This window comes from Curtobacterium sp. MCBD17_026, from assembly GCF_003234895.2.
Lineage (GTDB): Bacteria > Actinomycetota > Actinomycetes > Actinomycetales > Microbacteriaceae > Curtobacterium > Curtobacterium flaccumfaciens.
Window position 1 is genome coordinate 1,434,955 of record NZ_CP126281.1, and the last position, 20,548, is coordinate 1,455,502.

Sequence of the window (20,548 nt, forward strand, 5' to 3'; positions counted from 1 at the left end):
GTCGAAGCGCCCCGTGCCGGAGTCCCTCGGACTCCTGCACGGGGCGCTTCCTCGTGGCTAGGCCGATGCGCTCAACGCGGTGTTGATGACCTCGGTGGCCTCTTGCGCGGAGCGCTTCGAGGAACCCGTGGCCGGTGCGGCACTCGCCGAGCGGGCCGCCACAGACAGCTGCCGGCCGCCCAGGTGCGGCGACAGGTTCATGCAGACGAACGGCCAGGCGCCCTGGTTCTCCGGTTCCTCCTGCGCCCACACGACGTCGGCGTCCGGGTAGCCCGCCAGAACCTCGAGGATGCGGTCGAGGGGGAGCGGGGCGAGCTGCTCGAGGCGGACCAGTGCGACGTCGGTGATGCCGCGCTTGTCGACCTCGGCGCGCAGGTCGTGGTGCACCTTGCCGGAGTGCAGCACGACGCGGCGCACGGCACCCTTGTCGGTGATCCGTGCGTCGTCCAGCACGGGCTCGAAGGTACCGGTCGTGAAGTCCTCGACCGCGCTCGTCGCCTGGCGGAGCCGGAGCATCGCCTTCGGCGAGAACACGATGAGCGGCTTCTGCGGACGGGCCCAGGCCTGACGGCGGAGCAGGTGGAAGTACGACGCCGGGGTCGACGGGCGCGCGACGATCATGTTGTCCTCGGCGCACAGCTGCAGGTAGCGCTCGATGCGCGCCGACGAGTGGTCTGGCCCCTGGCCCTCGTACCCGTGCGGCAGCAGCAGGACGAGGCCGGAGCGCTGCCCCCACTTCTGCTCGGCGGACGAGATGAACTCGTCGATGACGATCTGGGCGCCGTTCGCGAAGTCGCCGAACTGCGCCTCCCAGAGCACGAGCGACTCGGGGCGCTCCACCGAGTAGCCGTACTCGAACGCCATCGCCGCGTACTCGCTCAGCAGCGAGTCGTACACGTAGAACCGGGCCTGGTCCTCGGTGAGGTTCGACAGCGGCAGCCATTCCTGGCCGTTCACCCGGTCGTGGAACACCGACTGACGTTGGACGAACGTGCCACGTCGGGCGTCCTGTCCGGCGAGGCGGACGGGCTTGCCCTCGACCAGGATCGACCCGATCGCCATGAGCTCGGCCATCGCCCAGTCGATGCCGCCGTTGCGCGTCATCTCGGTGCGCTTGGTCAACAGCTGCTGCAGCTTCGGGTGGATGGAGAACCCGGCGGGCGGGTTGCTGTGCGCGTCGCCGATCGCTCGGACGAGCTCCTCGGACACGGCGGTCTCGTGCACCTCGACCTCGGAGTCGTCGCGCTGCGCGGCCGGGCGTTCGAGACCCTGCACCGCGCCGTCGTCGTCGACCTCGATGACCGGGATGGTGCCGGTCTGCGCCTCGTGCGTCTCGGCGAAGGCGCGTTCCAGGCGGTCCTGGAAGTCGCGGTGCGCCTCGTCGTACTCCTCTTGCGTGATGTCGCCACGGCCGACGAGGGCCTCGGTGTACAGCGTGCGGACGGAGCGCTTCGCCTCGATGAGGTTGTACATCAGCGGCTGCGTCATCGAGGGGTCGTCGCCCTCGTTGTGCCCACGACGGCGGTAGCAGATCAGGTCGATCACGACGTCGCGGTGGAACTCCTCGCGGTACGCGAAGGCGAGTTCGGCGACCCGGGCGACGGCCTCGGGGTCGTCACCGTTCACGTGGAAGATCGGCGCCTGGATCGTCTTCGCGACGTCGGTGGAGTACACCGAGCTGCGCGCCGACTCGGGCGGGGTGGTGAACCCGACCTGGTTGTTGATGACGAGGTGGACCGTGCCGCCGGTGCGGTAGCCGCGGAGCTGCGACATCTGCAGCGTCTCGACGACCACACCCTGGCCGGCCATCGCCGCGTCGCCGTGCACGAGCACGGGGAGCACACCGAAGCTACCGGGGGCCTCGCGGTCCTGCTTGGCGCGGACGATGCCCTCGAGCACGCCGTCGACGGCTTCGAGGTGCGACGGGTTCGCGGCGATCGTCACCGGGATGCTCGAGCCGTCGGACGTGCGGAACACGCCCTCGGTGCCGACGTGGTACTTCACGTCGCCGGAGCCCTGACCGGACACCGTGCCCGGCAGCGAAGACCCCTCGAACTCACGGAAGATCTGCCCGTAGGTCTTGCCGGCGATGTTCGTCAGCACGTTCAGGCGGCCACGGTGGGCCATGCCGATCGCGACCTCGGCCAGCCCGGCTCCGGCGGCGTGTTGGATCAAGGTGTCGAGGAAGGCGATGGTGGACTCGCCGCCCTCGAGCGAGAAGCGCTTCTGGCCGACGTACTTGGTCTGCAGGAAGGTCTCGAACGCCTCGGCCTCGTTGAGCTTGCCGAGGACGCGGAGCTGTTCTTCCTTCGAGGGCTTCGAGTACGGCACCTCGATGCGCTCCTGCACCCAGCGACGCTGTTCCGGGTCCTGGATGTGCATGTACTCGATGCCGACCGTGCGGCAGTAGGCGTCGCGCAGGATCCCGAGGACGTCGCGCAGCGGTGCCGAGGTGGTGCCGGCGAGCCCGCCGGTGACGAACTCGCGGTCGAGGTCCCAGAAGGTCAGCCCGTGGCTCTCGATCTCGAGGTCCGGGTGCGTGCGCTGGCGGTACTCGAGCGGGTCGATGTCGGCCATCAGGTGCCCACGGACTCGGAAGCTGTTGATGAGCTCCTGCACGCGGGCGGTCTTGTTCACCCGGTGCGCCAGGTCGACGTTGATGTCGTTCGCCCACTGGATCGGCTTGTAGGGGATCCGGAGCGCGGCGAAGATGCCGTCGTAGAAGCCGTGCTCGCCGATCAGGCGCTCGTGCACGTGCTTGAGGTACTCGCCCGAACCGGCGCCCTGGATGACGCGGTGGTCGTAGGTGCTCGTCAGCGTGATGGTCTTGCCGATGCCGAGCTCGACCAGGGTCTTCGACGCCGAGCCCTGGAACTGCGCCGGGTACTCCAGGGCGCCGGCACCGATGATCGAGCCCTGCCCCTTCGTCAGGCGGGGGACCGAGTGCACGGTGCCGATGCCACCCGGGTTGGTGAGCGAGATCGTCGTGCCCTGGAAGTCCGCCGGGGTGAGTTTGTTGTCGCGGGCACGCCTGACGAGGTCTTCGTAGGCGGAGAGGAACTGGCCGAACGTCAGGGTCTCCGCGCGCTTGATGCTCGGCACCAGGAGCGAGCGGGTGCCGTCCTTCTTCGGGACGTCGATCGCGATGCCGAGGTTCACGTGCGCCGGGGCGACGACGAACGGCTTGCCGTCGCGCTCCTCGTAGAAGACGTTCTGGCTCGGGAAGTCCTTGAGCGCCTGCACCATCGCCCACCCGATCAGGTGCGTGAAGGAGATCTTGCCGCCGCGGGCGCGTCGCAGGTGGTTGTTGATGACGATCCGGTTGTCGATCATCAGCTTCGCCGGGATGGTCCGGACGCTGGTCGCGGTCGGGACCGTCAGCGAGGCGTCCATGTTCGACGCCAGCGTCTTCGCCATGCCCCGGAGCGGGGTCGCCACGTCCTCGTGGGTCTCCTCGTGGTCGTCGGCGGCGTCGTTCGCCTCCGCCGGGATCGGCTGCGGTGCCGGCTGGCGCGAGGTGGTCTTCGCCTGGATCGGACCCGACTTCGCCTCGCCGGGGGTGTCCCCGGTGGCCGGCTGCTGCGTCGAGGACTGCTGCTGCGTCGGCGCCTGCTGTGCAGTCGCTGCCTGCTGCCCAGCCGCTGCCTGCTGTGCGGGGGACCCCGCCGGAGCCGGAGCGTCACCGACCTGCGTGCGGTGGTAGCTCTCGAGGACCGGCCACCAGGACTTGTCGACCGACTCCTTGTCCGCGACGAACTGCTCGTAGAGCTCGTCGACGAGCCACTCGTTCGCCCCGAATTCGCCCGCGGTCTCGTCCGTTCCGGTCAGATGGCTCGACACAGCCGATCGCCCACTCTCCGTCGATAGATGCTCGTGTGTGTCGTGCGGAGCAACCCTGCGCCGCACAGGTGCCAAGCCTAGCCGCTCTGACATGTCCGTTCCGTGTCAGCCGCGACGCGAGTCGGCAGCCCCCGAGCACCCGGTCGGGGCCCTGACGGGAGCCGTACAGTGGAGCGCATGAGGTTCTACGAGACGCGGCCGACGCACGACCTGACCTACTCCGACGTCTTCCTCGTCCCGAGCCGTTCCGGCGTGACGAGCCGCTTCGACGTCGACCTCGCGGCGAACGACGGCAGCGGTGCCACGATCCCGATCGTCAGTGCCAACATGAACTCCGTCACCGGCCCCCGGCTCGCCGCCACCCTGGCCCGCCGCGGTGGTCTTGGCGTGCTGCCGCAGGACATGCACCTGCAGGACCTCGACGCCGCGATCCGCTGGGTGAAGGACCAGCCGGTCGACTTCGACACCGCCTACGACATGGGCGCGCAGACCACCGTCGCCGAGGCCCTCGAGCAGCTCCTGCCGGTGGCCGGCCGTGGTGTGGTCGTCCGCGACGCCGACGGGGAGTACCTCGGCTGCGTGCCCGCGACCCGCCTCGGCACCGCCGGCCCCGACGCCGTCCTCGGCGACCTGCTGCACGGCGCCTCGACCGCGATCGACGCCGAGGACGCCGGCACGCCCCGGCACGTCTACGACGTGCTCTCGGCCGCCGAGGTCGACTTCGCGCCGGTGGTGCGGCACGGCCGGGTCGTCGGCACCACGAGCCAGACGAGCGCGATCCGCTCCGACATCTACACGCCCGCCGTCGATGGTTCCGGGCGGCTCCGGGTCGCCGCCGCGCTCGGCATCAACGGCGACGTCGCAGCCAAGGCGAAGGCGCTGGCAGCCGCGGGCGTGGACGTCCTGGTCCTCGACACCGCGCACGGCCACCAGGACGGCATGCTCCGCGCGCTCCGCACGGTCGCGTCGCTGCAGCTCGGCATCCCGCTCGTCGCCGGCAACGTCGTCACCGCCGACGCCGTCGCGCACCTGGTCGGGGCCGGAGCGGACATCATCAAGGTCGGCGTCGGCCCGGGCGCCATGTGCACCACCCGCATGATGACGGCCGTCGGTCGTCCGCAGTTCTCCGCCGTGCTCGAGACCGCCGCGGCGGCCCGCTCCCTCGGCGCGCACGTCTGGGCGGACGGCGGGGTGCGCTACCCGCGCGACGTCGCCCTCGCGCTGGCAGCAGGGGCGTCCGCCGTCATGATCGGCTCGTGGTTCGCCGGCACGCTCGAGGCCCCCGGCGTCCTGCGTCGTGACGCCGCGGGCAAGGCGTACAAGGAGAGCTGGGGCATGGCGTCGGCGAAGGCCGTGCGTGAGCGGTTCGAGCGGCTCGACCCGTACGAGCGTGCCCGCAAGGCGCTCTTCGCCGAGGGGATCTCGTCGTCGACGGTCTACCTCGACCCGGAGCGCCCGAGCGTCGAGGACCTGCTCGACATGATCACCACCGGCGTCCGCAGCTCCGCGACCTACGCGGGTGCGTCGTCCCTCGCCGAGTTCTCCGAGCGTGCACTGGTCGGCATCCAGTCCGCCGCCGGGTACGAGGAAGGCAAGCCCCTGCCCGTCAGCTGGTAGCGCGGGCGGGGCGCGCGTCGCCCTGGTCGCGACCACGAACGGACGGGAGGCACGGTGCCAGCTGGCCCCGTGCCTCCCGTCCGTCCTGCCGGTGCGTCTACCGGCGTCGGGTCGCGTCCTCGACCTCGCCCACCAGTTCTTCGAGGATGTCCTCGAGGAACAGCACGCCGATCGTGCGGCCGTCCGCGTCGAAGGCGCGGGCCACGTGGCGCCCCGCGGCCCGCATGGTCGCGAGCGCGTCCTCGAGGTCCATCTCGGTGTACAGCGAGATGAGCTGGCGGATGCGCTTCGGCGGCACCGGATCGTCGAACTCGTCCGGCCGCAGGTCGATGACGTCCTTGACGTGCACGTAGCCCGTGGGGGAGCCGTCCTCGCCGACGAGCACGTAGCGGGAGAACCCGCGCTGGGCCACGGCGTGCTCGACGTCGGCCGGGGTGGCGTCGTCGGGCAGGGTGACGAGCTCGGCCATCGGCACGGCGACGTCACGGACCTTCTTCTCGGTGAACTCGAACGCCAGGGCGAGCTTGCCGTCGTCGGTCAGGGTGCCCTCGCGGCGGGACTGCTCCACGATGGTCTGCACCTCTTCCACCGTGAACGCGCTCACCGCTTCGTCCTTCGGCTCGACGCGGAACAGCCGCAGCACGGCGTTCGCGACCTCGTTCAGGCCGACGATGACCCAGTGCAGGCCGTGACCGATGTACCAGAGCGTCGGGACCAGCAGCAGCGCGGCGCGGTCCGGCATCGAGAACGAGATGTTCTTCGGCACCATCTCGCCGAACACCACGTGCAGGAACGACACCAGCAGCAGCGTGAACACGAAGGCCACGGTGCCGATCACCTCGGCGCTCCAGTCGGTCAGGTGCAGCGGGACCTCGAGCAGGTGGTGGATCGCCGGCTCGGACACGTTCAGGATGAGCAGCGAGCAGACCGTGATGCCGAGCTGGGTCGTCGCGAGCATGCGGGTGGCGTGCTCCATCGCCCACAGGGTCATCTGCGCGGCCTTCGAGCCCTCTTCGGCGCGTGGCTCGATCTGCGAGCGGCGTGCGGAGATGACCGCGAACTCCGCCGCGACGAAGTACGCGTTGCCCATCAAGAGGACGACGAGCCAGAAGATGCCCCACCAATCGGAGCTCATCGCAGTCCCTCCTTGCAGCCAGAAGATCCCGCTGCGCCCATCACCGAATCGGAGCTCATCGGGTGCTGCCCTTCGTCGTGGTGGTCGGGGTGCTCCCGGTGGACGGGATGATGATCGCGGTCGCCGCCGTGTCGGTCGACGGGCGCGTCGGGGTCCAGCGGATGCGGTCGATCCGACGGCCGTCCAGCCGCTCGACGCGGAACACGCCGCCGTCCAGGGGAACCTCGTCGCCGACGACGGGCAGACGGCCCAGCGTCGACATGACGAACCCGCCGACGGTCTCGTACGGGCCCTCCTCGGGCACCTTCACGCCGGCGCGGTCCTCGAGCTCGTCGGGACGCAGCAGACCGGGGAAGGTCAGCCAGTCGCGGGAGCGGACCACGTCGATTCGGGCGCGGTCGTGCTCATCGGAGACCTCGCCGACGATCTCCTCGATCAGGTCCTCGAGCGTGACGACCCCGGCGGTACCGCCGTACTCGTCGACGACGATGACCATCTGGTAGCCGCGACCGCGGACCTCGGCGAGCAGGGTGTCGCCGGGCATGGTCTCCGGCACGCGTTCGGCGTCGGTCATGAGCGCCCCGACGGGGACCTCCGGACGCTTCTCGCGCGGCACGGCGACGGCCTGCTTGACGTGCACGATGCCGACGACGTCGTCCGCGTCCTCCTCGATGACGGGGAAGCGGCTGAAGCCGGTCTTGCGGGCGAGGGCGATGACGTCCTCGGCGGACTCGGACACGCGGATGGTGGAGAGCCTCGGGCGCGGGGTCATCACGTCGCTGGCGCTCAGCTCGGAGAACGAGATGGTGCGCTCGAGGAGCGTCGCGGTGTCCTGTTCGAGCGAGCCCTCGGACGCCGACCGGCGCAGCAGCGAGGTGAGTTCCTCGGCGCTGCGGGCACCGGAGAGTTCCTCCTGCGGCTCGATGCCCAGCGACCGGAGCACGGCGTTCGCGGTGCCGTTCAGCAGCGCGACGGCGGGCTTGAAGACCGTCGTGAACGCGATCTGCAGCGGGACCACGAGCCTGGCGGTCTGCAGGGGCAGCGCGAGCGCGAAGTTCTTCGGCACGAGCTCGCCGAGGATCATCGACAGCAGGGTCGCGATGACGAGCGCGACGATCGAGCCGACGGTCTCGACGATGCCCTCTGGCAGGTTCATCGCCAGGAACGGTGCCTCGAGCAGCTTCGCGATCGAGGGTTCGAGCAGGTAGCCGGTCAGCAGCGTGGTCAGCGTGATGCCGAGCTGCGCGCTGGACAGGTGCGTCGAGGTGACCTTCAGCGCGCCGATGACCGGTGCGAGGCCGGCTTCACCCCGGTCGCGCCGCGCTTCGACGTCGGCGCGGTCGAGGTTGACCAGTGCGAACTCGGACGCGACGAAGACACCCGTGCCGAGGGTCAGCAGGATGCCGCCGATCAGCATGACGATGTCGATCGGACTCATGATTCACCCCCGTTCGCGCACAGGGATGACGTGCAGCTCACCGAGTGAGCGGCGGATGAGTGAGGCGAAGAACTATTCGGGGGATCGTCCACAGTGCTGCCAATCGTACTGCCTGCGCGGTCCCTGAACCGTGAATCCGTACAGAACCGACCGCGCCTAGGCCGTGATCCGCGCGCGGTGGTACTGCTGCGGCTCGTAGTCCACCGGCACGCGGAGCTCGACGGCGGCACGGAGCGCGAACGACGGGTCGCGGAGCATCTCGCGACCGATCATCACGACGTCGGCGAGGCCGGTCGCGACGATCTGCTCGGCCTGGAACGCCTCGGAGATCATGCCCACGGCGATCGTCGGGATGCCGGCGTCGCGCTTGATCGCCGCCGCGTGCGGCACCTGGTAGCCGGGCCCCACCGGGATCGGGGCGCTCGCGACGTTGCCGCCGGTCGACACGTCGGCCAGGTCGGCACCGTGCTCGGCGGCCCAGCGGGCGACGACGGTGGTCTCGTCGAGGGTGAGTCCGCCCTCGACCCAGTCGGTGGCCGAGAAGCGGACGACGATCGGGAAGCCCTCGCCGACCTCGGCGCGCACGGCGTCGACGACCTCGAGCAGCGCGCGGGCACGGTTCTCGAGCGAGCCGCCGTACTGGTCGGTGCGCTGGTTGCTCAGGGGCGAGAGGAACTGGTGCAGCAGGTACCCGTGCGCGGCGTGGATCTCGACCAGGTCGAACCCGGCCTCCACCGCGCGGCGGGCGGACTGCGCGAAGGCGAGGGCGACGACGCGGATGTCCTCGACCGCGAGCTCGCGCGGCACGTCGTAGCCGTCGAAGGCCACGGCGGACGGTGCGACCGTGGTCCAGCCGCCCTGGTCGGCGGGGACGGTGCCGTGCGTGGTGTCCCAGGGCCGGTAGGTCGACGCCTTGCGGCCCGCGTGTGCGAGCTGGATGCCCGCGGCGGCGCCCTGTTCGTGCAGGAAGTCGACGATCGGCTTGTAGGCGTCACGCTGCTGGTCGTTCCAGAGCCCGAGGTCCTGCGGCGTGATCCGTCCCTCCGGCACGACGCCCGTCGCTTCGACCACGACCGCGCCGGCACCGCCCTTGGCGAAGCCGCCCAGGTGCACGAGGTGCCACGGGGTCGGGATGCCGTCCTGCTGGTCCACCGAGTACTGGCACATCGGGGAGACCCAGATGCGGTTGCGGACGGTCAGGTCACGGACGGTGATCGGGTCGAACAGGGCGTGCGTCACGCGGGCTCCTCAGAGGACGGGTGCCGGCGCCTCGGCCAGTCCCGTCAGGAACGACCGCAGCGACGCCGGCGACGTGTAGTGGTGGCCGACCGCCCCGATCGCTTCCGCACCGGTGGCGTTCTCGGCCCTGTTGTCCACGAACACCATCTGACCCGGGTCGATTCCCAAGCGCGCACAGGTGTCGCGGTAGATGGATGCCGCGGGCTTCAGGACGTGCTCCTCGGCGCTCACCACCACGGTCTCGAACAACGAGCCCATCGGGGACCGGCGGTACGGGTCGCCGAAGTCGAAGCCCGCGTTCGAGAGCAGGGCCACACGGGTGCCGGCGTCGTGCAGCTCCTCGACGATCTCGAGGGTCTCCGGCTCGACCTCGAACCACCCGGTGAAGTCGATCGCCCAGAACCGGTGGATGTCGGAGATGCTCCAGGTCCGTCCGGTCCGTTCCGCGATGGCACGCCAGTACGCCACGACGGACAGGTCGCCGCGGTCCAGGTCGTGACGGAGCTCCTGGTACACCGGGAACAGCTCGTCGGCCGGCACCCCGGTGGCGGCCACGAGTGCGTCCCGCGAGGCGTGCGGCGTCCGGCTGATCACCTCGCCGTAGTCGAAGACCACCACGCGACCGAGCAGGAACAGGCTCATGTGCTCCACCGTAACGTGGGGCCGGTGAACGACTTCGTGCCCGTCCGACCGTCCGATGCCGCCGCGTGGGTCACCGCGCCGACGGGGGAGTCCACCAAGTACCGCCGCGGGGTGCTCGGCGTCGCCACCGGCTCCGACCAGTACCCGGGCGCCGCGGTGCTGGGCGTCGACGCCGCCGTGCACACCGGCGTCGGCATGGTCCGGTACGTCGGACCCGAACGCGCCACCGACCACGTGCTCACCCGCCGCCCCGAGGTCGTGTCCGGCGTCGGCCGGGTGCAGGCCTGGCTCGTCGGCTCCGGTGTCTCGGCATCGTCGCTCGGAGAGTTGGACGCGACGACGGCGTCGGGCTTCTCGCATGCGTCCGACGACGGCGTACCGGTCGTCGTCGATGCCGGGGCGATCCCGCTCGTCGACCTCGGGCCGCTCGCCGTGCTCACCCCGCACGCCGGTGAGCTCGCTTCGTTCCTGGGAGTCGATCGCGCCGAGATCGAGCAGGACCCGGCCGCCGCAGCGCTCCGTGCGGCCGAGCAGACCGGCAGCGTCGTGCTGCTCAAGGGGGAGCGGACCCACGTGGTCACCCCGGACGGGTCGGTGCGGCTCGTGGCGTCCTCGGCGACGCCGTGGCTCGCGGCGGCCGGTGCCGGGGACGTGCTCGGCGGGCTGCTCGGTGCGCTCGTCGCCGCGCGGCAGGGCTCCGTCGAGGCGGCCGGGTCGTCGCTCGCGCCGTCGGACCTCGCCCACCTGGCCGCGTCGGCCGCGGTGGTGCACGGGCTCGCGGCGCGGCGGGCCTCCGGCGGCGGACCGTTCCCGATGACGACGCTCATCGCCGAGCTGCCGGGGGTCGTGCGGGACCTGGTGGTGGACGGGGACGCGCGCGGCTAGCGGTCGGTGCGCGTGCACCTTCCGACGATCCACGAGGGGATCGACGCGTGTTCTGTCGCCGGATGCGCACGCAATAGGTTCGTGCGCATGTTCCGACAGGACACCACGGGTTCGACAGGTGGAAGGTCGCAACATGCGCACGCATGAGCGAGCGGGTGCGGCCCCAGGACGCAAGCGACCGACGGCCTGGAGGCGCGGTGCCAGCTGGCACCGTGCCTCCAGGCCGTCGGCGGTCACCTCACGGGCGTGACGCGCGTCGCGGACGTCAGCTCGCGGGTGTCGCGTGCACCAGGAACTCGACGGAACCGGCGTCGTCGACCTTGACGAACCCCAGGCTCGGGGCCTGCACGCCGTAGTCCGAGAAGGTGATCGGGACCGAACCGGAGATGTCGACGCCGTCGCCGTTCAGGCCGACCTGCAGCTTCGCGGTGACGTCCTTCGTGACGCCGTGCAGGGTGAGCTTCCCCGGAGCCGTCACGGTCGTCGTGTCGGAGCCGCTCGGGACCGCGTCGGCGATCGGTTCGGTGAGTTCGAAGGTGGCCTCGGGGAACGCCGCCGCGTCCATCGCGGAGTCGCGGAAGTAGGCGTCGCGCTGGTCGGAGTCGGTGGTGATGTCGGCGACCTGCACCGTGATCTTCGCGGCGGTGATGCTCGTGCCGTCGACGGTCGCGGTGCCGGCGACGCTGTCGGTGCGGCCGGTGACGGTGACGTCGGAGCCGTTCAGGACCTCGTGGACGCGGTACCCGGCCTCGGAGTCGCCGCCGACCGTCCACTCGCCGGACAGGTCCGTGTCGTCGAGGGTGGAGGCCTCGCGGGTGGCGGCGACGGACGGCGCGGCCGAGGCCTTCGCGTTCTCGGTGCTCGTGTAGACGTTCGTGAAGACGACCGCGCCAACGACGCCGAGGACGACGACGGCGGCGATGACGGAGATCCAGATGACGGCCTTGCGGCGCTTGCGCGGGGTGTCGGAGGTCACGAAAGGAACGGTGACACGTCATGCTCGGGAGAGCCTGAGATCGTGGCATCGATCGCCCCTGGTCCGGCCGCTACGCTCGTCCGGTGCAGAGGACCTCGACCCGGTGGCTCGAACTCGCCGGCTTCGTCCTGGCGTTCGTCGCCGTGCACGGGTTCCTGTGGTGGCTGACCCTCGTGTCGGCGAACCTGCCGCTCGGTGACGTGACCATCACCTACAGTCGCTGGATCGAGACCGGGCGGACCGCGGACTTCTGGGTCGGCATCGACGGCGCGTGGGTGTACCCGATCCTGGCGATCGTGCCGATGGCGGCTGCGGCGCTCGGGGGAGTCGAGTCCATCGGCACCGGCTGGCTGCTGCTGATGGTCTTGCTCGACGCCGTGGCGTGCGCGTCCCTGTGGCGGTTCCGGGCGCGTGTGGGGTCGTCCGACCGTTTCGGCGTGCACGGCGTGCGGGTCGTCTGGTGGTGGCTGCTGTTCCTGCTCGCGCTCGGGCCGATCGCGCTCGGTCGGATCGACACCGTCGCGACGGTGTTCGCGCTGGTGGGCGTGGCGTTCGTGGCCTCGAGGCCGGCCGTCGCCTCCGCGCTCTTCACCGCTGGCGCGTGGACGAAGGTGTGGCCCGCGGCGCTCGTCGCGGTGCTGCTGCTCCTGCGTCGCGGACACCGCCGCGGTGTGCTCGCCGGAGCCCTGGTGCTGAGCGCCCTGATCGTGCTCGTCGACGTGCTGTGGGGCGGTGCGCCGTACCTGCTGTCCTTCGTCAGTGAGCAGACCGGCCGTGCGCTGCAGATCGAGTCACCGCTCGCGACGCCCTTCATGTGGGCCGCAGCCTTCGGCGTCCCGGGCGCAGCGGTGTTCTACGACCAGGAGATCTTGACGTTCGAGGTGTCCGGTGCCGGCACGTCCGCCGCCGCCGCGGTGTCGACGCCGCTGATGGCCGTCGTCGTGGTGGCCGGGGTCGTGCTCGCGCTCTGGGCCGCACACCTGGGCGCCCGTCGGGCCGAGCTCGCACCGGTCCTCGCGCTCCTGTTCGTCGCGGCGCTCATCGCGACGAACAAGGTGGGGTCGCCGCAGTACATCGGCTGGTTCGCGGTGCCGATCGTGTGGGGGCTCGCGGCGGGCACCCCGAGTGCGCGTCGGTTCGTGCCGATCGCGGTGCTCGCGCTGCCGATGGCCCTGCTCACGCAGCTCGTCTACCCGGGGTACTACGACCAGGTGCTCACCGTGCAGCCGTGGATCCTCGTGGTGCTCACGCTGCGGAACGCGCTCGAGGTGGCGATCCTGGTGTGGAGCGTGGTCGTGCTGGTGCGGATGGGACGGGCTGCGGGGTCCGCACGGGTGCCGGCGCGCTCGTCGCCGTCCGTGCGCGACCAGCCCGAGCCGGGCAGGATGGACGCATGATCGTCGCCTTCTCCGTCGCTCCGTCCGGTGGTCCCGCTGCAACGTCCGACGGGTCCGTGCACGACGCCGTCGCGGCCGCCGTGCGCGTGGTGCGCGAGAGCGGGCTGCCGAACCGCACCTCGTCGATGTTCACCGAGATCGAGGGGGAGTGGGACGAGGTCATGGACGTCGTCAAGCGCGCCACCGAGGCCGTCGGCGAGTACGGCACGCGGGTGTCGCTCGTCCTCAAGGCCGACATCCGCCCCGGGCACACCGGGGAGATCGACGGCAAGCTCGAACGGCTCGAGGCCGCGCTCGGCGAGTAGCGGTCAGCGGCGCCGACGCGGACGCCTACGGCGACGAGGGTCGGTGCCGAAGACCGCGGCGACCGTCAGCAGGACGAGGCCGGCGACCGCGAACACCACGACGACGACGATCCCGACCGGGTCGGTGACGTTCTCGCAGTTCGCAGGCGCGCCGGCGGCGCAGGAGGCCAGGACGGTCGTGACGGTGGGCACGTCGCCATCCTGCGTCCTCGGCGCGGACGACACGCCGGTGCCCTCCCTCGGATGTCGGTGGTCGGGTGTCTCATTGTCTGCATCGAGCCACACCGGGTGGCCTGCGAGACGACGAGGAGCGCGTGATGATGCACGACGGCTGGTGCCCCGACTGCGACCTGCGAACGGTCGTCATCGACACGGATGAACAGGGCGACAACGCCTGGGCGACCTGCGCGGAGTGCGGCACCGGATGGGTCCACCGCGACGAGCTGCCCGAGCCCGCAGTCACCACCGCACGTCCGGCCCACGCGGAGCGTCAGGCGGCCTGACCTGACGCGCTGGCGGGCCGACGGTCGTGCTCGCCCCCGGGGCTTGCCGAGGGGTTTGACCCGAGTCTCGCGCCGACGGGCACTGCACGTGTCGCAGACCGCAAGAACTGTCCGCCTGGCCGAGACTCCCGCCGCCGCCGCCGCCGACCCGCCGCCGCCGACCCGCTGACCGCTCCGGCGTGCGCAGCGCGGCTGCCAGCGCGGCGACCACCGGGCGCAGTCCGGCTTCCGTTGAGGCTTTGGAGCGGTCTACACTGCGAAGACCGGGTGATCGACACCGCCCGGCCAGTCCCGTTCGCCGCTGAACCCGGACCGGCACTCCCCGCCGTGACCGCGCTGCCCGAACGGCAGTCCCGCTGTGACGGCCGCCCAGACCCTCCCGTCACGAGAACAGGCCCCATGTCACAGCTCACGCCTGCGCGTCGCACCCTCGCGCTCATCTCGCTCGCCCTCGGCGGGTTCGCCATCGGCTCGACCGAGTTCGTCGCGATGGGACTGCTGCCGAACATCGCGCAGGCCCTGCTCCCCGAGCAGTACGGCATCGACCCCGACGCCGGGATCGCCCACGCCGGCTGGCTCGTCAGCGCGTACGCCCTCGGGGTCGTCGTCGGTGCGCCGACCATCGCGGCGATGTCCGCCCGGTTCCCGCGCAAGGGCCTGATCCTCGTGCTGCTCGTCGGGTTCGTCGTCGCGACGATCGCGAGCGCGCTGCTGCCCTCGTTCGGTCTGGTGCTCGTCGCCCGCTTCGTCGCGGGCCTGCCGCACGGCGCCTACTTCGGCATCGCGTCGATCGTCGCCGGCGACATGATGGGCCCGGGCAAGCGCGGCAAGGGCATCGCCATGGTGCTGCTCGGCCTGTCGGTCGCGAACGTCGTCGGGGTCCCGGCGATCACCTGGGTCGGACAGGTGGCCGGGTGGCGGGTCGCCTACGGCGTGGTCGCCGCGCTGTTCGCCCTGACGTTCCTGGCCGTCGCGGCCTTCGTGCCGAAGAGCGCCCGCGACGAGCACGCAACGATCGGTCGTGAGCTCCGGGCGTTCCGTGTGCCGCAGGTGTGGATCGTGATGGGTCTCGGCGCCGTCGGGTTCGGCGGGTTCTTCGCGGTGTACTCGTACATCTCGCCGCTCGTGCAGAACGTCACCGGCATGCCCGAGTCGTTCGTGCCGATCGTGCTCGTCGTCGTGGGCATCGGCATGGTCGTCGGCGGAGTGCTCGGCGGACACCTGGCCGACCACAGCGTGAAGCGCACCATCTACGTCGGCATGTTCGCGCTGATCGGAGCGCTGCTCCTCACCGTCCTCACGGCGCAGTGGCTCTGGGGCATGCTGCTCGGCGCGTTCCTGCTCGGGGCGACCTCGTCCGCGATCCCGCCGGCGGTGCAGTCGCGCCTGATGGACGTCGCGGGGGATGCCCGCACGATCGCGGCGGCGCTGAACCACTCGGCGTTCAACATCGGCAACTCGATCGGTGCGGCCCTGGGCGGCGCCGTCATCGCCGCCGGCTTCGGGTTCCTCGCACCGGGCTGGCTGGGCATCGGCCTGGCGCTGCTCGGTGTGCTGGTGACGATGGTGAGCTACGCCGTCGAGCGGCGGAGCACCCGTCGCGCGTCGCTGCGCTCCTCGTCGCCGTCGACCGGTCCGATCACCGCACCGGTCCCGACGGCCTGACACGCGGGGTGCGCGCGCGCACCGACGGACGGGAGGCCCGTGGCGACGCCGCCACGGGCCTCCCGTCCGTCCGGTGGGTGCGGGAGACCGCCCATGGTGAGCAGAAATGGTCGGTTCCCGTGACGGGACCCGACCATCTGTGCGCACGAAGCGCAGCGTGCACGCGGCGCTACAGGCCCAGGGGGCTGCCGTCCTGCACGATGATGCCGTCGGTGATCGCACGCTTCCGGAGCGCCACCTTCGTGCCCACGTCGAAGCCGGCGACGCGGTACTTCTCGCGGATGCGCTTGAGGTAGCTCTTCGCGGTCTCCTCGGAGATGCCGAGCTGGTAGGCGACGCTCTTGACGGGCTCGCCACCGCCGTACAGGGCCATCACGCGACGCTCCTGGGCGCTGAGCTTCGGGACACCGCCGACGTCACCGCTGTTGATGGCGAGGTCGAGTTCGGCCGAGACGTACTGCTCGCCGCGCTGGGCGGAGCGGATCGCCTCGACGATCATGTCGGCGTCCTCGCTCTTGACGAGGTACCCGAGGGCGCCGGCACCGAGGGCCTCGCGCACGACGTTCGGCTCCGAGTACGTGCTCATCACGACGGTCTTGACGCCCGCGGTCTTGAGCGTCGAGATCTTCAGCGACACCGGGATGGAGTCCTTGAGGTCCAGGTCCAGCAGCACCACGTCGACCGGGAACGCCGGGCTCGTCAGGAGCTCGGGCCAGGTCGTGACGGCGGCCACCAGGGTGATGTCGTCGGCGGCGTTCCGGATCCACTCCGTGAGCGCGCCGAGGAGCATCCTGTGGTCGTCGACCAGTGCGAGTCGGATCGGTTCCTCTGGAGTCGCCATGCTGGCGTCCTTTCTCGGTGCGGTTGCTCGGCCGATCCTAGGAGGATGCGGGCCGGAAGTCGGTGAGGCGTGCGGGTGTCCGGCAGCTACATCGACGGATGTCGGTTCACGACGCAGTGGGCGACGATGTGCAGCGTGCCGTCGCGGACGGTCTCGGTGTACGGGCCGATGCGCTGCAGGGCACTCCAGGCCGTCGGGCCGAGGCTGCGCCGGGGCACCCCGCGGGACTCGATCACGACGGGCACGTCCATCGTGTCGTCGCTGACCGGGTGACCGTCGGAGCCGATCGGGCCGAGGGTGACGGAGACGACGGGCATGCCGGGCTGCGCGGTGCGGCCGTCGCCGACCATCTGCCAGATCGCCTGCAGCAACCCGTCGCGCTGCGTGGGGGAGAGGTGCCCGGCCAGGGCGGTCGGGTCGGCGACGCTCACCGAGCGACCGAGGCGGTCGGACTCGGTGATGGCGTGGTAGAGCCAGGTCTCGCGGCGTCCCTCGATCAGGTGCAGGCGGAGCTCGGTGGCGAGCGACGCGGCGACGGAGCTCGAGGCGTCGGACAACGGCAGGGGGTCGGTGCCGTTCGCGACGGCGTCGAGCAGCTTCTCGGCGGCCAGGTCGAGCCGGGCGAGCTCGTCCGAGGCGAGCATGCCGACGGCGAACTGCGGCGCCTGCACGTTGCTCTGCACGAGCACCCGGTCGAGTTCGCGCTGCACGAGCTGGCGGAACCGCTGCACGACGTACAGCGCGAGCGCCGGCGGCACGACGACGAGTGATAGCAGGGACACGATGCCGGGCATGGTGTCGTGCGTGATCGGCGTCGACGCGACGGCCATCACGATGAACGCGATGCCGAGCACGCCGATGGCGGCGGCGACCTCGCGGGCGGGTCGGAGCGTGGCGATCGGCAGCAGGGCGAAGCCCGCGGCCATCGACGCCGTGGCGGTGTGTGCGATGTCGTGCTCGGGCCAGATGCCGATGAAGTCGAGCGTGACGACGCAGGCCAGCACGACGCAGATCAGCGCGAAGGCCGGACCCGTCAGGCGTTCGCCGTAGGTCAGGACGCTGAGTCCGACCCCGACGGCCGCGACGAGGTAGAGCGCCCAGGCGACGGCGGGCAGCCACGGGTCGGAGTACTCGTTCCAGCGCACCAGGAAGAACGCGATGCCGGCGACGGCCTCGATCGCGGTGAGGACCGCGGCGCCGAGGCCGAGGTACCCCGCACCGAGCGAGGCGCCGGGCTTCGCGGCCTGCCGCAGGGACCGGGCGCCGGTGGACGTCGACGGGAGCCCTCTGGCCTGGCGGCGTTCGCTCGTGCGGTACCGCTCACGCGCCTCGCGGCGGGTGCGGGGTGCGGGCGGAGCCGTCTCACCGGGCAGGCGGCGGCCGATGGTGTCCTCGGGGACCCGGGTCATCGCGGTGCCTCCAGGACGACGGTGGTGCCGGAGCCCGGCGCGGAGAAGAGCTTGGCGTCGCCGCCGACCTCGCGCAGGCGGTTCACGACGCTCTCCTTGAAGCCGAGTCGCTCGGCACTGACGGTGGTGAGGTCGAAGCCGACGCCGGAGTCGGTGACCATCGCACGGACGACCTCGTTGTCGTGGACGATCGTGACGTGGGCCTCGCCGACGCCGGCGTGCCGACGGACGTTCTCGAGGCACTCGCCGAGCGCGAGCAGGAACGCGTCGAGCACGTTCGACGGCAGCAGGACCTGCCCGGTGCCGTGCCAGCTGACCTCGAGCCCCATCCGGCCGAAGCGCTGCTTGACCGACTCGAGGGTCTGCCCGAGCGGTGACTCTTCTTCACGGGTGAGCGAGTAGTCACCGGACTGCGAGGGCTGCGGGGTCGCACCGAGGCGCAGGTGCCGCAGCAGTCGGGCGTCCTCGGCGGCCTGCTCGCGCATCGCCTGCTCGGAGACGCCGACGCCGGAGTGCGCGAGCAGCGTCAGGGTCGCGAGCACGGTGTCGTGCAGCAGGCGGGCACCCTGGCGGCGCTGCGCCTCGGTCTCGCTGGCCTGCCGTTCGGCGCGGTGGGCGGTGCCGATGCTGTAGATGCGGCGGGCGACGCGGGGGATGCTGCGCGAGATCCAGATCGCCACGACGGCCATCAGGATCCACCCGAGCAGTGCGCCGCTGACCGGGGTCGACAGGAGCGAGCCCGATCCCCAGACCATGAGCACCACCACGGCACCGCCGCCGGCGATGGTGATGCCGAGACCGACCGGGTGCCCGCGCTGTGCCATCAGCGGTGCCGAGAGCCCGCCGGCAGCCAGGGGCATGACGGCGCTGGCGACGAGGGGCCGCGCCGAGTCGTCGACGCCGGTGAAGAGCAACACCATCGTGGCGAGCCCGGCGACGACGATGGCGGCGGTCCACCACACTTCACCGCCGCGGCCGAAGCACACGAGCGCGGTGATCATCGCGGCGATGCAGAGGAGTGCGCCGATGAGGGACGCCGTGGGCACGGCGGCCGCGGAGAGGATGCCCACGACGCTGACGAGCGCGCAGACGATGCCCACGACACGGGTCGCCGACCGCAGCAAGCGGTCGCGTTCCTGTGCGATGAAGTCCATCGATGTCCTGGTTGGTGACGATCTGGGTGGTGCGGGAAACCGAGCGTCGGTCAGTGCCGGGCTCCACGCCATCATTCCACGCGCGCCACCCGTTGGGGGGTCTTCGGCGCGCCGCGGTGACGGCAGGCCCCGCTCAGGGCTCGAGCAACCGCCGCAGGTGCGCCCCGACCTGCTCGTGCTCGATGAGGAACCCGTCGTGTCCGAACTCGCTCTCGATCACCGCTGCGGTGTCCCCGTCGAGCGCGTCCGGCACGCCCGCGGCGATCCGGTGCTGGTCCTCGACGGGGAACAGCCGGTCGCTCGAGATCCCCACGACCAGGGTCCGCGCGGTCACCAGCCCGAGGGCGGCCGACACCCCGCCGCGCCCGGCACCGACGTCGTGCGAGTCCATCGCGTACGTCAGCGTGACGTAGCTCGAGGCGTCGAACCGCCGCGTGAACTTGTTGCCGTGGAAGTCGAGGTAGCTCTCCACGGAGAACCGGCCGTCGTCGCCGAGCGGGGAGACGTCGCTCTGCCAGGACCGCGCAAAGCGGCTGTTCAGCTCGTCCGACGCGCGGTACGTCATGAGCGCCATCCGCCGGGCCAGTGACAGTCCCCGGTGCGGTCCCTCGCCGGCCTCGGCCTCGAAGTAGTCGCCGCCGGCGAACGCCGGGTCCATCTGGATCGCCGCCCGCTGCAGCGAGTTCGCCGCGATCTGGTCGGCGGTGGTCTGCGCCGTCGACGCCAGGACAGCCAGACGCTGCACACGCGCGGGGTGCGAGACCGCGAACTCGAGGGCGTGCATGCCGCCCATCGACCCGCCGACGACCGCCGCGAAGGTCTCGATGCCGAGCCGGTCGGCGAGCTGCGCCTGCACCTCGACCTGGTCGCGCACCGTCACGAACGGGAACCGCGAGCCCCACTCAGCGCCCGTCGGCGACACCGACGACGGCCCGGTGGTGCCCTGGCAGCCGCCGAGCATGTTCGGCGCGATCACGAACCACCGGTCGGTGTCGATCGCCCGGCCGGGCCCGACGACGTCACCCCACCAGCCGGCTGTGCGGTGGCCCGGGCCGGGGGCGCCCGCGACGTGCGAGTCACCGGTCAGTGCGTGCAGGACGAGCACCGCGTTGTCGCGGGCGGCGTTGAGCGTGCCCCACGTCTCGTAGGCCACGCGCACGGACGGGAGGCGACCGCCGCGCACCCACTGCTCGCCGAGGGACTCGAAGTGGCGTGCACCCGGGTGGTCACCGGGACGCCAGGCACCGGTCACGGGCGGCTTGCCGAGTGTGCCGAGTTCGGTGCCGGGCACCAGGGTGGACGGCACGGAGTCCTCGGGGGTCGTCTGCCAGTCCATCGTGGGTCCAGTCTGCCGGGAGGCGCGGGTCGCCGCCGCCGTGTTACGTCACGCCCGTCGCGCGGCCGGGCTCCGGGCCGCGCAGGCCGTTGCGTGCGTACGCATGTTCCGACATCGTGCGCGTCGTTCGACTCGTGGATCGTCGCACGATGCGCACGTACCGGAT

The 20,548-nt window shown here is 71.2% G+C and carries 17 protein-coding genes; 6 read left to right on the top strand and 11 right to left on the bottom strand.

Annotated features, from left to right (window positions below):
- Nucleotides 1-57: 57 nt before the first annotated feature.
- Nucleotides 58-3,840 (bottom strand): multifunctional oxoglutarate decarboxylase/oxoglutarate dehydrogenase thiamine pyrophosphate-binding subunit/dihydrolipoyllysine-residue succinyltransferase subunit, encoded by a 3,783-nt coding sequence (locus DEI85_RS06805; RefSeq protein ID WP_181436347.1) that lies wholly within the window; start codon nt 3,838-3,840, stop codon nt 58-60.
- Nucleotides 3,841-4,017: 177 nt separating this feature from the next.
- Here DEI85_RS06805 and guaB1 point away from each other — a divergent pair, with 177 nt between their 5' ends.
- On the top strand, nt 4,018-5,457 hold the full coding sequence (gene guaB1 / locus DEI85_RS06810) for a GMP reductase (RefSeq protein WP_111123490.1): 1,440 nt from the start codon (nt 4,018-4,020) through the stop codon (nt 5,455-5,457).
- A gap of 97 nt (nt 5,458-5,554) precedes the next feature.
- Here guaB1 and DEI85_RS06815 read toward each other — a convergent pair whose 3' ends face one another.
- The 4 genes from DEI85_RS06815 to DEI85_RS06830 all read right to left on the bottom strand — a co-directional run bounded on the left by DEI85_RS06815 (nt 5,555) and on the right by DEI85_RS06830 (nt 9,911).
- Nucleotides 5,555-6,592, bottom strand: coding sequence for a hemolysin family protein (locus DEI85_RS06815; protein WP_111123448.1), 1,038 nt, complete (start codon nt 6,590-6,592; stop codon nt 5,555-5,557).
- Nucleotides 6,593-6,647: 55 nt separating this feature from the next.
- Nucleotides 6,648-8,030 (bottom strand): hemolysin family protein, encoded by a 1,383-nt coding sequence (locus tag DEI85_RS06820; RefSeq protein WP_110859057.1) that lies wholly within the window; start codon nt 8,028-8,030, stop codon nt 6,648-6,650.
- Between the two features lie 156 nt (nt 8,031-8,186).
- The gene (locus tag DEI85_RS06825) at nt 8,187-9,269 is read right to left on the bottom strand and encodes an NADH:flavin oxidoreductase/NADH oxidase (RefSeq protein WP_110859056.1); all 1,083 of its coding nucleotides are present in this window, start codon (nt 9,267-9,269) and stop codon (nt 8,187-8,189) included.
- Between the two features lie 9 nt (nt 9,270-9,278).
- Complete coding sequence (locus DEI85_RS06830; protein ID WP_111123447.1) at nt 9,279-9,911, bottom strand: HAD family hydrolase; 633 nt, start codon at nt 9,909-9,911, stop codon at nt 9,279-9,281.
- 24 nt (nt 9,912-9,935) lie between these two features.
- On the opposite strand from DEI85_RS06830, the gene DEI85_RS06835 reads away from it, so the two are divergent.
- Entirely contained in the window at nt 9,936-10,796 is an 861-nt protein-coding gene (locus tag DEI85_RS06835; protein WP_111123446.1) for an ADP-dependent NAD(P)H-hydrate dehydratase, read from the top strand.
- Nucleotides 10,797-11,061: 265 nt separating this feature from the next.
- Here the strand turns inward: DEI85_RS06835 and DEI85_RS06840 are convergent, their stop codons facing one another.
- Complete coding sequence (locus tag DEI85_RS06840) at nt 11,062-11,772, bottom strand: YceI family protein (protein ID WP_111123445.1); 711 nt, start codon at nt 11,770-11,772, stop codon at nt 11,062-11,064.
- Between the two features lie 83 nt (nt 11,773-11,855).
- Between DEI85_RS06840 and DEI85_RS06845 the strand changes: the two genes are divergently transcribed.
- Together DEI85_RS06845 and DEI85_RS06850 are read left to right on the top strand one after the other, a co-directional pair.
- The gene (locus DEI85_RS06845; RefSeq protein ID WP_111123444.1) at nt 11,856-13,169 is read left to right on the top strand and encodes a glycosyltransferase 87 family protein; all 1,314 of its coding nucleotides are present in this window, start codon (nt 11,856-11,858) and stop codon (nt 13,167-13,169) included.
- A complete protein-coding gene (locus DEI85_RS06850; protein WP_071404568.1) occupies nt 13,166-13,474 on the top strand; it encodes a thiamine-binding protein in 309 nt (102 codons plus the stop codon). Before DEI85_RS06845 ends, DEI85_RS06850 begins: the two co-directional genes overlap by 4 nt.
- A gap of 3 nt (nt 13,475-13,477) precedes the next feature.
- Here DEI85_RS06850 and DEI85_RS06855 read toward each other — a convergent pair whose 3' ends face one another.
- Nucleotides 13,478-13,666 (bottom strand): hypothetical protein, encoded by a 189-nt coding sequence (locus DEI85_RS06855; protein ID WP_111123443.1) that lies wholly within the window; start codon nt 13,664-13,666, stop codon nt 13,478-13,480.
- A 125-nt stretch (nt 13,667-13,791) separates the two neighbouring features.
- Here DEI85_RS06855 and DEI85_RS06860 point away from each other — a divergent pair, with 125 nt between their 5' ends.
- The gene (locus DEI85_RS06860) at nt 13,792-13,977 is read left to right on the top strand and encodes a hypothetical protein (protein WP_111123442.1); all 186 of its coding nucleotides are present in this window, start codon (nt 13,792-13,794) and stop codon (nt 13,975-13,977) included.
- Between the two features lie 399 nt (nt 13,978-14,376).
- A complete protein-coding gene (locus DEI85_RS06865) occupies nt 14,377-15,642 on the top strand; it encodes an MFS transporter (protein WP_110859049.1) in 1,266 nt (421 codons plus the stop codon).
- A gap of 169 nt (nt 15,643-15,811) precedes the next feature.
- Here the strand turns inward: DEI85_RS06865 and DEI85_RS06870 are convergent, their stop codons facing one another.
- From DEI85_RS06870 to metX, 4 genes are all read right to left on the bottom strand, one after another.
- Nucleotides 15,812-16,483 (bottom strand): response regulator transcription factor, encoded by a 672-nt coding sequence (locus tag DEI85_RS06870; protein WP_017888182.1) that lies wholly within the window; start codon nt 16,481-16,483, stop codon nt 15,812-15,814.
- An 86-nt stretch (nt 16,484-16,569) separates the two neighbouring features.
- A complete protein-coding gene (locus DEI85_RS06875; protein WP_111123441.1) occupies nt 16,570-17,892 on the bottom strand; it encodes a hypothetical protein in 1,323 nt (440 codons plus the stop codon).
- Nucleotides 17,889-19,046, bottom strand: a complete 1,158-nt coding sequence (locus tag DEI85_RS06880) for a sensor histidine kinase (protein ID WP_110859047.1) — start codon at nt 19,044-19,046, stop codon at nt 17,889-17,891. Before DEI85_RS06880 ends, DEI85_RS06875 begins: the two co-directional genes overlap by 4 nt.
- A 133-nt stretch (nt 19,047-19,179) precedes the next feature.
- A complete protein-coding gene (gene metX / locus DEI85_RS06885; protein WP_110859046.1) occupies nt 19,180-20,382 on the bottom strand; it encodes a homoserine O-acetyltransferase MetX in 1,203 nt (400 codons plus the stop codon).
- Nucleotides 20,383-20,548 lie beyond the last annotated feature (166 nt).